This is a genomic window from Vibrio sp. 779(2023), assembly GCF_033344285.1.
In the GTDB taxonomy this organism is placed as follows: Bacteria; Pseudomonadota; Gammaproteobacteria; order Enterobacterales; family Vibrionaceae; genus Vibrio; species Vibrio alginolyticus.
On sequence record NZ_JAWPOM010000003.1, the window covers coordinates 25,910 to 39,002 of the forward strand.

A 13,093-nucleotide genomic window follows, 5' to 3' on the forward strand; every position below is an offset into this window, starting at 1 on the left:
GTTTAGATGCGAATTAGTGACAATCAATTTAGTCAAATGATGTTGCACAGCTTGCAGAGCAATAGCGCGGGATTAGGCGAAGCTCTGCAACAGATGTCTACTGGCAAGCGCTTGACCAAGCTGTCTGACGATCCAATGGCTTCGATCAAGTTGCTTAACTTAGACCGAGAAACCAGTGCGATTGCTCAGTACAAAAACAACATTGAAAACGTAAAAACGACGCTATCGAGTCAAGAAACCCATTTAGATTCGATCAAAGAAAGCTTAAAAAGCATGCGAGACATCGCGCTTTGGGGTGCGAACGGCTCTCTTACTGACGAAAGTCGTGGCGGTATGATTACAGAGCTTAAGAGTTACCGTGACTCTATTGAGTCGTCTTTTAACGCGCAGGATGAAGAAGGGCACTACCTTTTCTCTGGTACTAAAACGGATACTGCGGCTGTAAGTAAAGCGAGCGGCAGCTACGTAATTGAAGGTAATAGTGACAAGCGCGTAGTAACAATTGCTAAAGGTGTCACGATGGATTCCAATATGACTGCAAAAGAAATATTGGACCTTGGGGGAGGCCATAACGTGCTTAACCAAATTGATGCGCTGATCAAAGAGTTTGAGAGCCCTACCGCCAACTTCAGAGCTGAAGTTGAGGCGAGTATCAGCGCTATCGACGATACTTTTTCAAACGTACTAGGGACCATGACTGAGATTGGTGGTCGACACAACAACTTAGATCTTGTTGGTGGCGCGCACAGTGAAAACAAGCTGTTCGTTGACAAAGTATCTGGAGACCTCTCTGCTCTGGACTATGGTGAAGCGTCGGTACGATTGAGTAATTACATGGCCGCTTTGCAAGCAACGCAAGCAAGCTATGTGAAGATCGATGGTTTGTCGCTGTTTGACCGTTTATAAGGTTAGGAAGTTCTTTTTATGGTAATGAGTACAGTAGAGGTTAGACCCCATAGCATACGCTTAGGTGGACAAGAACAAGCCTCTATCATGCCGACCCGTTCTGCAGACTCAAGTACGGCAATTAAACCGCGCCCGGCGCAAATTCAGGCTGACACTGCGTCAGCCTACTCTGTATCTGGTATTCAGCTTACGCAGGGTCAGCAGCAAGCCACGGCGGTTCAGATCGCGTCCAAATCGCTGCAGGTGATTGGCAAAGAGCTCACGCAAATTAAACGTGGTTTGACGCAAGCTGTGAATCAAGGCGTACAAAATGTTCCTAGTTTGCAGGATACATTGGTTCGCTCTAAAGCCACCATCCAAAAAGTCGTTGAGCAAGCACGTTTCGATGGCCAGAAAGTCCTAAATAACGAACTGCACTTAAAACTGGATAAAGCGGACATTCGTCGCTTTTCTATTCCAGGTTTGAATGTTCATCGCTTAAGCGACAAGGCCGAGCAAATCCGTTTGGATTTTCCTCAAGGTCAAGCGGTGATGATTCAGTTTGATGGACAATCAGACGGTGAGCGAACGGTCAAAATGCTGGATCGCAGCTTGATTGCGTTAGGAATGCGAGCCTCATTAGCCGATGATGGCAGCATTTTATTTGAAGCCAGAGACAACGCTTATCAACAAATGCAGCAAAAGGTGATGGTAACGGGGGAAGGGCACCGATTCCCTGCGGGGCAGCCTAACGTTTTGAACTTAAAGTCTGAGCCAGATGGTATTGCGGAGCTCGGGTTTGATTTAGGCTCACGCGACGGCATCAAGCAGACGATTGCCAAAGTAAATCAGCATCTGAAACAAGTTCAAACGAGCTTGCAGGAGGCGAAAGCTTTTCATGGTGAACTGAATACTCAAATGCGTTCTATCCAAACCAAAACCGCACAGCTTTCAGTCAATGAGGTGAATGCAAAACTGGATGGATTCATGCAAAAGTCTGGCGAGTTTACTTCGACTTTTCAGGCATTGAATGCGCAAGCAAACGTGCGTCGTCATACCGTGGTCGCTTTACTGAAGTAACGAACACTCCAATGATTCCCGGCTTTACACTGTTATCGTCCCCCAATAACGAAAACAGCGCACTGTCGGGAATCTCTCTTTGACTCGTCTAGGGCTCGAGTGCTTTTGCCACCGAACGATTCAATTTCTGGAATAGCCATCCAAGTGCTATCAAAGATGCACCTAAGCCTAAGAAGCTTATTGCTCGCCAGAACCCATCCAGAGAGCTCACATCCCATAAGAATACTTTCAGTGCGACACCGGCAAGGACCACTAGACCGACACGCTGCATCATCAGCCCCTGTTGGGTCACGCCGCGCCAAGTCAGCAATCCACCTACGAGCAAGCCAGCCACTGAATAACTGAACAACTCTGCCATGCTGGTTGGCTGATACAGCATCATCGATGTGGTTTGCCAGAATTGACGGATAGACATCCCCAACCAAATGGCTGCAAGTAAAAAGCCTAGACTAGCAATCGCAAATCGATGAACTTGCAACGTATTCCAGCGTTTAAAGGTTGCGATAAGCAGGATGCAAGCTGGTAACAGCCAGCCGATACTCAGCATGTTAAAGATGGGAAGTGCTTGTGCCGAGACGTTATCAGTCACCAACGGCGATTCTGCCGTATTAAGCAAAATAATCAATATAGCGAACGCGCACCAAAGCAAGTAACTATAGATTTCGTAGATACGGCTTAAGCGTTGCGCAAATTGGCTGCGGTAGCTGTATACCAAACCCATAACTAATGCTTGATTGGCAAAGACTGCCGCACTTGTGAAGTCGATGTTCCCCAAGTAACCATATTGCCCCGTTAACCAGTAGTTAGTTTGGGTGAACAATGCCATTAAGAATACATGTAAAAACGCCCCTTCAAACCAGTTGGTCAGTTCTCGGTCCACTTGTTTTAGTGTTGAACGAGCATAAGACAAGATGAAGAGAGAAGGCAGATAACTCACCAGAACCCAAGCCCAATGCCCAGCTTCTACCGGTTGCCATTCGGGTATGAAAGGTAGCAGCGTGAGTCGGATAACCAGTATTCCCATTGCCACTTTAATCGCCCAACTCGCAGGTCGAAATAACCCGACTTGAGCCTGTAAGGCCATTATCGCAACTTGTATTGAGATTGCTGTTGTTAACCAAGTATCACTCAACCAAACAAAAGCGATACCTACGATTAAAGCATGCATAACGGCAGAGCATTCTAATGCCAACGAACGTGCACGCTGACCAAGCACAACGTAGTAAGTGGCCATCAATGCGCAGAATGCAGTCCAATACCACAGGTAGCCTTGCATAAATTCGTCAATATAAAACAACGTAATTAAGCTCATCGCGGGAGCCAGTACCAGCAGAAGCAGCCCACTGAGTTGCGAACGGTCACTAAGTGATTGGCAATATGTTCGATAGCAGATCAGCGCAATACTCACCGCCAATGCGAATAGGATGCTAGCTTCTCGCTCTAACATATACAGCGCATTAAAAGCGATGGTAAGAACAATCAGCGCGGTTGCTGAGACGAGAATGGATGGCAAAAATACACGTAATGACCAGCCTGTACGAAGTGCTGGTAGCCAGATGATCGCAACAAGCAGCGTATAACAGTACGCCATTTGTAGAGTGTTCAGATCCGGCATTCTGGTGACGGCAGAAAAGGTCAATAAAGCAGTTGCGAGAGCGGTAGCGGTCGGCGAGTTTGTCCACTTGCTTTGATAGTGACGAAAGCGAGGATTGAGCATCCAACCCATTCTCGGAACCGCGAAAATGAGATACAAAGTGATGGAGAGATAAATCGCGAGCCACGAGAACAACAGTTCTGTTGGTGTACTCTCAATCAACAGCAACATCCAAATGACATGTGGAATCGCGATACTTGGCGTAATCCATGACCTACGCACTTTTTGCATCAATAAGGTCGCCGCGAACGAAATTGCGCAGATGTATCCGGCTAACAAAAAGTAGTTGGGTTCATTACCCCCAATCCACAGTGGTGCTGTGTAGCCACCAATTAAGCCAAGCACGGCCATTAACGGCCCTTGTCGCAATGATAATGCTAAACTGAAAAATGCCGCTGAAGCCAAGATGATCAACGAGATACTCGGCGTTAGCATTTGATAAACCACAAAGGCAAAAATGACGGTGCAGTAAATGCCCGTTAATCCCGTACCGGTAACAGCAGCAGGAACATACGTAAAGCCTTGGGCTCGTGCTGCCCGTTGCGGATTCTGTTGTTCTTTACGGTGAAACCACTCGCCAACAAGCACCATAAGTAATGAGATCACAAAGGCAAAGGACACTCGCATAAATGGCGAAAACTGGATGTGACTACCAATCACCTGTACGAGATAACCTCCACCGATCAGCATGGCCAATGCGCCTACCCAAACCAACCAATTTTCTTGAATGTTGCTAAGCAGGCTCTGAACTTTACTCTGAAGGAATGACTCATTTTCTTGACTAAAAACATCCAGTTGCACTTCTCTTGTCTGGGCGTACCCTTGATTCGCAGCGCTCTGGTCCAAGTCTAGGTTGGCAGCTGGATCATGTTCCCCAGAGGATGAGACATTTTTCTGTGGTGATTCTATGTGAGGTGACGTCGCTACAGATGGTGTGTCTTTTTCGATGCTGGATTGTTGGTGCGCTTGTGGGTTTGAGCCCCCATGGACACTGGCTCGTAGTGATGTGACTTCCTCACGAAGTTTGGTTAGTTCTTTTTCTAAAAGTGCAGCTCGGTTGGCGGCTTTCACTCCGATGAGGATGGCGAGACACGCCATGAACAGTGCTAGTATTACGTACAATCCATTTCTCCTTGCGTACGTCGCGTGACCCACGATTCTTAACTTTGAGCACTTACGCTAAAGCTTAGTTCATGCTCTATGCCTTAGCCTCATATAGTGCTAGGTTCCGCGCTTTCTTCAGAAATCATTCTACATAATGAAACTCAATGCGTAATGATGAATTCGACAAAGTCGCACACTTGTGTGCCACTTTAAGACCTGATGAACAAAAATGAGTCGTTAAGTCATTGGGGGTCAACTATATTCATAGTTCTGATGCGATCGCCAAAGGACTTCAAACATGTGCGTTTCGTAGCGATGTCATCGAAGGTCAGTCGTTTGATTTGCACGTTCGGTTGTTTCTATTTGACCGTAAGGCTGAATGTATTCGGGTATAGCGCATTCACGCGAAAAAAGACAAAAACAGGTAATTATTGATGCAAGTGGGTAATGAAGCGCTGGTGCTGTCAGCGGTTGGGGTTATTGGTTTAGGTTGCCAATGGTTAGCTTGGCGATTGCGTTTGCCAGCGATTTTATTTTTGTTGTTGGCAGGGCTGATCGTCGGGCCATTTATGCAGTGGTTAAATCCTGATGAGATATTAGGTAATTTGCTCTTTCCGTTGGTCTCTTTGGCGGTGGCAGTGATTTTATTTGAAGGCAGTTTGACCTTAAATTTTAAAGAAATTCGTGGCGTGAGTGGTTCGGTATGGAGCATTGTTTCCATCGGGGCGATCATTTCGTGGGCGGCGACCAGTATCGCAACACACTATTTCCTCGGCTTTACTTGGGAGCTTGCCATGTTGTTCGGCAGCTTAACCGTAGTAACAGGGCCGACGGTCATCGTGCCACTTCTACGAACCGTAAGACCTAACAGTACGCTTGCTAACATTTTGCGATGGGAAGGGATTTTGATTGACCCGCTCGGTGCGCTTTTTGTTGTGATGGTTTACGAGTTTATCGTATCTCACAGCGCGATAAATAGCGTCGAAGTGTTTGGGACGATCATTGCTGTCGGTGTCATGCTAGGTGCGGCCTCAGGCTATGCAGTTGCGACGATCATGCGTCGCTCTTGGCTACCGGAATATTTGCAGCCATTTGCGGTTTTGATGGTGGTTCTAGGTGTATTTTCGGTCTCTAACCACATTGAGTCTGAAGCTGGGTTACTAACCGTCACCGTAATGGGTATGTGGCTCGCAAACGCTAAAGACATCAATATTCAGCAAATTCTGCACTTTAAAGAGCATTTAACCATTTTACTGATCACCGGATTGTTCATCTTCCTTGCGGCTCGAATCAGTCTGGATGATTTTGCTGCGCTAGGTAGCGGTGCGTTATTGTTGTTTGTATTTATGCAGTTAGTGTCGCGTCCGTTATCGATTTTTCTTTCAACCTTCCGCAGCAACTTGCGTCTTAAAGATAAGCTGTTTTTGTCTTGGGTTGCACCGCGCGGTATTGTTGCTGCTTCGATTTCGTCTCTTTTCGCGATCAAATTGACCGAATACGGCATTGATGAAGCGATTTTACTGGTCCCTATGACCTTCATGGTGATTATAGGAACGGTCGTGTTACAAAGTGCGACGGCACGTCCTGTAGCGCTGACGTTGGGCGTTGCAGAGCCAGCACCACGCGGCTTCTTGTTGATTGGTGCTAACCGAGTAGCAAGAGAAATAGGGCAGGCGCTGGCGCGTTATGACCGCCGCGTATTAATGACTGACTCAAACTGGGAGTACATCAGTCAGGTTCGTATGTTGGGGTTGGATTACTATTACGGCAACCCTATTTCTAGTCACGCGGACGACAACTTGAACTTGATAGGAGTTGGACAAGTGGTTGCATTAACGCCCGATCAGCATTTCAACATTATGGCTTGCATGCAATTCGTCGACGAGTTTGGGGAAGATAAAGTTCACTGCTTACAAAAAGTGAAAACCAACGGCAATGGCAGCGAGAAGCACTCCGTGGCTCAGGAGTACCATGGTAAATTGCTGATGGGCGGCAATGTAAGCTATACCCAGCTAGCCAGTATGTTAAGTCGTGGTGCAGAGGTTAAACACACGAAATTGAGCGATAACTTCACGTATCAAGATTATTTAGCGCATCACAAAGGTAGTTCAGTTGTACCGCTGTTCCATGTAGAAGAAAAAGGAAAAATTCAATTCTGTGATGATCCCGAACAGTTTGAACCAACGACGACAAGCACTGTTGTGTCGCTAATTCTGTCGGACAGCGTAAAGTAAACTACAGAGCAATGTGATCCATTTTCATCATGGGTATCGTACGCTGATTATCTCAATTTGAAGAGAAACTTGCCGGCTTGTTTAAAACGGAAAGCGAGTTTCTTTTCTTATAATGTCAGGGGCAGTCGAGATTCATTACTCGTTTCGGAAAAGTAATCCGGCAAATTCACAAAATTCGCATTGACGTTACTGATAAGGATCGCAATACTGCGCGACTGTTTTACTTTAGGGTGACATTATGGCTCCGCAAACTAACCGAAAAGATTTACACCTAGATGCTGTTTTACATCATGATATGAGCATGAAGCATAAAACGGCGGGTTTTGAGTCTGTCGAGTTTGAACACTGTGCGCTGCCAGAATGTGACTTTCACGCGATCGATTTATCGACAGAGTTTCTTGGTCATCAATTAGCGCTACCGTTTTTGATTAGCTCGATGACTGGCGGAGCAAAAGACGCAGAAACGATCAATTGTCGTTTAGCTGAAGCAGCAAGTGAATTAGGTATTGCCATGGGTGTGGGCTCGCAACGGATTAGCTTAGAAGAAAGTCAGCATTCGGGCTTGGGTAAAACCATTCGTGAGTTGGCGAAAGAAGTACCGTTGTATTCCAATCTTGGAGCCGCTCAATTGCTCGATAAAGGTAAACTCGATAATGCGCAACGTGCGGTTGAGGCGATTCAAGCCGATGCCTTGTTTGTGCACGTTAATCCAATGCAGGAAGCGTTTCAGAAAAATGGCGACCACAATTGGGTTGGTGTTTTCCAGGCAATTGAGATGCTTAAATCTCGCGTGAAGGTTCCTATCATTATCAAAGAAGTCGGTTTTGGTATTAGCGGACACGTTGCGCAGCGATTAATTGATGCTGGTGTGGATGCAATTGACGTTGCGGGCGCGGGTGGCACAAGCTGGAGTGCGGTTGAAGGGTATTGCCAAGATAATCCGAAAATGCAGCGTGCAGCCGAGCTTTTCCGCGATTGGGGTGTCCCTACAGCAACATGTTTGGCTCAAATCCGCGCACTGCATCCTACATTACCCTTGATCGCCTCGGGAGGTGTTCATAACGGACTTGAAGCGGCGAAAGCCATTCATTTGGGGGCTAATCTCATTGGGCAAGCTGGTGCGGTATTAAAAGCTGCGACGATCAGCACGCAGTCTGTCGTCGATCACTTTGAACAAATGGCATTAGAGCTGCGTTTAACGTGCTTTGGTACTGGCTCTTCTAAGGTTGGTGAGCTAACGAAAGCGCGCTGCCTATAGCTTTTAGAATGGCGCGCTTTACACAGAGTCGCTCAATAATTTTTCGGTGTCTTAACACGTAGACTGATAATTTCGTTATAGTTGATACAAAAGTCACTTCAGCTAGTGACGCCTTTATTCAGACATTTGAATGGGCTCGTGTTGAAGAGATTGAGTTTAATTTTACTATTGTTTGCAACTGGAACCTTAAATTTATGAAAAAACTAGTCATGCTGATGTTGGCGGCTTCTGCTTTGACCGCTTGTAGTGATGAAGTGGGCACTGAAGGCTGGTGTAACGACATGCGCGATAAGCCAAAAACAGAATGGACAGCAGACAACGCGGTAGACTTTGCAAAGCATTGTGTTCTGCAAGATGGTGTCGGCAGCGAGCAATGGTGTGAAAACCTGAAAGATAAGCCGAAAGGTGACTGGACTGCAAACGAAGCGACCAGCTTTACTAAACACTGCATTTTTTAAGCACAGCGGAAAGCGCCTTTTCTGAGGCGACATTCTGTGAGGTAAACACCAAGCGTTATTGCTTGGTGTTTTTGTATCTAAAATAGCTCGATTTTTCACGTGTCAGCGCACTTCCCTCTGAATGGAAAGTTTTACATTTTCGTTTCATTTTTGAAAACCTGTATTGCCTGTCTTTAATTTTTCGTATTGCAATGGCATGGTGTCGAGATAGCCATCTAATTCAATTAGATTCATAACAAAAAGGAATTCAAATGGAAGTACTAAAAGGCTCATGTCTGTGCGGCAAGGTAAAGTTGGAAGTGGCAGATGAATTTAAGTACATGGGAAATTGCCATTGCTCTGAATGCCGCAAGTTCACAGGTTCTGACTATTCATCTGCCGGTGGTATTGCGTTGGATAAACTGCTTATTATCCAAGGGAAAGAAGATATTCAAACTTATCAGAAAAGCGAAAATACCATGCTATGCTTTTGTCGCCACTGCGGATCGAGCCTGTATTCGAAAAAGAACAATGGGATCGTCAATATTCGCCTTGGTATCTTGGATGACACACCTTCTCACAAGCCTGATTTCCATATTTTTGTCGCGTCGAAAGCGCCATGGATCGAGATATCGGATAACCTGGCTCAATTTGATGCAGGGCCAAAATAGAGTTGTTGTAGATAAGTATTTAGAAACAGAGCGCGTTACAATACGCTTGCGACACGCTCTGTGCTTTTACTTTGTATATTAGAACGGAGACGACTATTTGGCGTCTTGTAGTTCTTCTAAGCCACCGGCATTGTGCAGATTCGTAAAGCCTTGTGATTGTAAGTATTGATACGCTTTGCCAGAGCGGTTACCACTGCGACAGTACAACACGATAGCTTGATCTTTATCGACGTCTTGAAAATGTTTATCAAGTTCAGATAAAGGGAAGTTGACGGCATTATCCAAATGCCCTTCAGAAAACTCTTGCGGCGTGCGCACATCGACAATCATCGCGCCCTTGTCAATCAATTGCCACCCTTGTTCAGCGCGTTCAGAAGCCGACACGTTGGGGGAGAGGAAGCTCACGCACAACGTTGCAAGAAATAGAGATACGGCCTTTTTCATTGTTTGATTATCCTTTTTAAGAGTACGTAACCACTCTAGATTTGATTGAGCATATTTTCCATCATAAAGAGATGCTAAGTAGTTGTGAGTGCGATAATTCGATAGAAAATTTTATTTAATTTAATAAAAAATTTTTATCAAATTCACCTCTTGAACTCTAATTTTTCGACCTTATTATTTTCATCGAAAGCGAGCTGTCGACTCGCAAATCCATCTTGATGTTTATTTTGTCTTTTATTTTTGGTTCCAAGTAGGAGGCACTTAAAAATGAAAATTCGTCCTTTAAATGACAAGCTAATTGTTGAAAGACAAGAGGTGGAAAATAAATCTGAAGGGGGAATCGTTTTAACTTCTCAGTCGGTGAAAAAATCAAACCGCGGGAAAGTCATTGCTGTTGGTTTAGGTAAACGTCTTGAAAATGGCGAACGCGCTGCGATGGAAGTCAAAGTGGGCGACCAAATCATTTTCAATGACGGTTACGGCGTGAAAACCGAGAAAATTGACGGCGCAGAATACTTAATTCTGTCCGAATCTGATGTGTTAGCAATCGTTGAGTAATTATTTTTGTAGTAGTTTTTTGAGGAGATAACCATGGCTGCAAAAGACGTATTATTTGCTAATGACGCACGTCAAAAAATGCTGAAAGGTGTGAACTTACTGGCGGACGCAGTAAAAGTGACACTAGGCCCGAAAGGCCGCAACGTTGTGCTTGATAAATCTTACGGCGCGCCAACCATCACCAAAGATGGCGTGTCTGTAGCGAAAGAAATCGAACTGAAAGATAAGTTCGAAAACATGGGCGCACAAATGGTGAAACAAGTGGCGTCCAAAGCGAATGATGAAGCGGGGGACGGTACAACGACCGCTACCGTACTGGCGCAATCTTTCATCAATGAAGGTCTTAAAGCGGTAGCCTCTGGCATGAACCCAATGGACCTAAAACGTGGTATCGACAAAGCCACTGAAGCGGCGGTTGAGAAACTACGTGAAATGTCTAAGCCATGCAGTGACAAAGAATCCATCACCCAAGTGGGTAGCATTTCTGCAAACAGCGATCGCGCGATCGGTGAAATCATTGCAGAAGCGATGGAGAAAGTGGGTCGCAATGGCGTGATTACGGTTGAAGAAGGCCAAGGTCTAAACAACGAATTGTCTGTGGTTGAAGGTATGCAATTTGACCGCGGTTACTTGTCGCCATACTTCATCACTAACCAAGAAAATGGCAGCGTCGAGCTAGACAACCCTTACATCCTATTGGTGGACAAAAAAGTCAGCAGCATCCGCGAGCTATTGCCTGTACTAGAAGAAGTGGCGAAATCTTCTCGCTCGCTATTGATCATTGCTGAAGACATCGAAGGTGAAGCGTTAGCGACATTGGTTGTGAACAACATGCGCGGCATCGTGCGTGCGACCGCGGTGAAAGCGCCTGGCTTTGGTGACAACCGTAAAGCGATGATGGAAGACATTGCGGTACTAACTGCTGGTACGGTCATCTCTGAAGAAATCGGCCTAGAGCTCGAAAAAGCAACGTTAGAGCAACTAGGTAGTGCGAAGAAAGTGACCATCACCAAAGACACAACAACCATTGTGGGTGGCGCAGCAGAAGCAAGCGCGATTGCTGATCGTGTGGCTTCGATTGAAAAACAAATAGAAACAACCACTTCTCAATACGACAAAGATAAGCTTCAACAACGTGTTGCGAAGCTATCTGGCGGCGTAGCGGTGATCAAGATCGGCGCTGCAACCGAAGTTGAGATGAAAGAGAAGAAAGACCGCGTGGACGATGCGCTACACGCTACCCGCGCAGCGGTTGAAGAAGGTATTGTTGCTGGTGGTGGTGTTGCCCTAACTAAGATCGCGAAAGAATTGGCGGATCTAAAAGGCGACAATGATGACCAAAACGTGGGTATCCGAGTTGCGCTACGTGCAATGGAAGAGCCTCTTCGTCAAATCGCAACTAACGCAGGTGACGAAGCTTCTGTTGTGGCGAACGCTGTCAAAGCGGGTGATGCCGATTACGGTTACAACGCTGCAACAGGTGAATACGGCAACATGATCGAAATGGGTATCTTGGACCCTGCGAAAGTAACACGCTCAGCGCTTCAATTCGCTGCGTCTGTTGCTGGCTTGATGATCACCACTGAAGCGATGATCACCAACCACGTTGAAGACAAAGAACTTGATATCTAACGTCATCAATCATTAGTGATTAAGTAAGCGTTAAAATAACAATAACATTGTAAAACCTAAGCGGGCTCGCTTGAGCCCGCTAATCAGTCATTTGAGGTAAGTGTTATGACCCGTTTACCTGCGTTTTCTTTCTCAATATCTGAGCCGGGCGGTAATGAAGCTTCGTCAACGTGGCCGACTGCTATTCACTTCCCCCTCGTTCCAGCTGGGCCAGAGTTTTCGATCGAAAATGCTCTGCCTAAACGTCCGACAGTGACGATATTCACTATCGATCTGTCTCAGTTATTTAAAGGGGACGCCCGGGTCATCCATTAACTGTATCGAAACAGCCAGCGTACGTTGGCTGTTTTTTTCTAATTTAAAGTATTGATAATGTAGATTTTTAATTGATTACTGCCACTTGTTCAATGATCAATTTGAATTGGGATAATCGGACCGCAAGCGTACTACACCTTTAAGCCCAGCATCGCGCCGAAAATGATCAATCCCGCCCCACATGCTTGACTGAGTCGATGCTTAATCTTCAACAAGAAAGCTTGTAGCTGGGATGACGTGAATAAAACAGCAACGATAGAAAACCAAATACCATGCAGCGCAATCATATAAATCCCGTAAAAAAAGGCGATGTGTTGCTGACTAGAGTCGGGAGAAATCACTTGGCTAAAAATACTCAGAAAAAACAGCATCGTCTTGGGATTGAGTAAATTACACAGAAATCCCTGCATGAAAAATCGCCACATTGAATACTCGCTCTGTTGAATGGTTTCTGAGTTTGACGCAGGCTGTGAGGAGAATATTCCTTTAATCCCAAGGTAGACAAGATAAGCGGCCCCAAGATAGCGCACGAGATTAAACAACCATTCATTTTGTGAAATTAAATAACTGATCCCCAGCATGGAGTAAGCTATGTGGATGCTGATCGCCATGCTGATACCAATCGCACTGTACACGCCTGCTTTTCGTCCTTGATTTAAGCTATTTCTTAATACCAAAACAAAGTCTGCGCCAGGGCTAATAACAATAAGCACACCTAATAACGCAAGAGTTACAAATTCCATATCGGTTTCCTGTTTGAATGATGAAGTCTGGGATGTAGCGGAATTGTAGGCGTCTTTATTACTGACTATAATCGAAAA

At 45.6% G+C, this 13,093-nt stretch carries 12 protein-coding genes; 9 read left to right on the forward strand and 3 right to left on the reverse strand.

The window, feature by feature from the left end; translation table 11 throughout:
* Positions 1 to 6 precede the first annotated feature (6 nt).
* Together flgL and R8O70_RS05195 are read left to right on the forward strand one after the other, a co-directional pair.
* Positions 7 to 906, forward strand: coding sequence for a flagellar hook-associated protein FlgL (gene flgL / locus R8O70_RS05190; protein WP_005373998.1), 900 nt, complete (start codon positions 7 to 9; stop codon positions 904 to 906).
* An 18-nt stretch (positions 907 to 924) separates the two neighbouring features.
* Positions 925 to 1,965, forward strand: a complete 1,041-nt coding sequence (locus tag R8O70_RS05195) for a flagellin (RefSeq protein ID WP_042523339.1) — start codon at positions 925 to 927, stop codon at positions 1,963 to 1,965.
* An 88-nt stretch (positions 1,966 to 2,053) separates the two neighbouring features.
* Here R8O70_RS05195 and R8O70_RS05200 read toward each other — a convergent pair whose 3' ends face one another.
* Positions 2,054 to 4,717 (reverse strand): DUF2339 domain-containing protein, encoded by a 2,664-nt coding sequence (locus R8O70_RS05200; RefSeq protein WP_054576171.1) that lies wholly within the window; start codon positions 4,715 to 4,717, stop codon positions 2,054 to 2,056.
* A gap of 440 nt (positions 4,718 to 5,157) precedes the next feature.
* Between R8O70_RS05200 and R8O70_RS05205 the strand changes: the two genes are divergently transcribed.
* From R8O70_RS05205 to R8O70_RS05220, 4 genes are all read left to right on the forward strand, one after another.
* A complete protein-coding gene (locus R8O70_RS05205) occupies positions 5,158 to 6,957 on the forward strand; it encodes a cation:proton antiporter (RefSeq protein WP_005373994.1) in 1,800 nt (599 codons plus the stop codon).
* 238 nt (positions 6,958 to 7,195) lie between these two features.
* Positions 7,196 to 8,215: a type 2 isopentenyl-diphosphate Delta-isomerase gene (gene fni / locus R8O70_RS05210; RefSeq protein WP_258457521.1), complete on the forward strand. Its 1,020-nt coding sequence runs from the start codon at positions 7,196 to 7,198 to the stop codon at positions 8,213 to 8,215.
* Positions 8,216 to 8,409: 194 nt separating this feature from the next.
* Entirely contained in the window at positions 8,410 to 8,673 is a 264-nt protein-coding gene (locus R8O70_RS05215; protein WP_005373992.1) for a DUF3012 domain-containing protein, read from the forward strand.
* Between the two features lie 251 nt (positions 8,674 to 8,924).
* Positions 8,925 to 9,323: a GFA family protein gene (locus R8O70_RS05220; protein WP_206954549.1), complete on the forward strand. Its 399-nt coding sequence runs from the start codon at positions 8,925 to 8,927 to the stop codon at positions 9,321 to 9,323.
* Positions 9,324 to 9,416: 93 nt separating this feature from the next.
* On the opposite strand, the gene R8O70_RS05225 is transcribed toward R8O70_RS05220, so the two are convergent.
* The gene (locus R8O70_RS05225) at positions 9,417 to 9,767 is read right to left on the reverse strand and encodes a rhodanese-like domain-containing protein (RefSeq protein ID WP_151515805.1); all 351 of its coding nucleotides are present in this window, start codon (positions 9,765 to 9,767) and stop codon (positions 9,417 to 9,419) included.
* A gap of 267 nt (positions 9,768 to 10,034) precedes the next feature.
* Between R8O70_RS05225 and R8O70_RS05230 the strand changes: the two genes are divergently transcribed.
* From R8O70_RS05230 to R8O70_RS05240, 3 genes are all read left to right on the forward strand, one after another.
* A complete protein-coding gene (locus R8O70_RS05230; protein WP_005373989.1) occupies positions 10,035 to 10,325 on the forward strand; it encodes a co-chaperone GroES in 291 nt (96 codons plus the stop codon).
* 33 nt (positions 10,326 to 10,358) lie between these two features.
* Positions 10,359 to 11,957 carry a chaperonin GroEL gene (gene groL, locus R8O70_RS05235; RefSeq protein ID WP_005388702.1) on the forward strand — a complete coding sequence of 533 codons (1,599 nt, stop codon included), beginning with the start codon at positions 10,359 to 10,361 and terminating at the stop codon, positions 11,955 to 11,957.
* Positions 11,958 to 12,062: 105 nt separating this feature from the next.
* Positions 12,063 to 12,272 (forward strand): hypothetical protein, encoded by a 210-nt coding sequence (locus R8O70_RS05240; protein WP_005373984.1) that lies wholly within the window; start codon positions 12,063 to 12,065, stop codon positions 12,270 to 12,272.
* 131 nt (positions 12,273 to 12,403) lie between these two features.
* On the opposite strand, the gene R8O70_RS05245 is transcribed toward R8O70_RS05240, so the two are convergent.
* Positions 12,404 to 13,015: a LysE family translocator gene (locus tag R8O70_RS05245; protein ID WP_258624656.1), complete on the reverse strand. Its 612-nt coding sequence runs from the start codon at positions 13,013 to 13,015 to the stop codon at positions 12,404 to 12,406.
* Positions 13,016 to 13,093 lie beyond the last annotated feature (78 nt).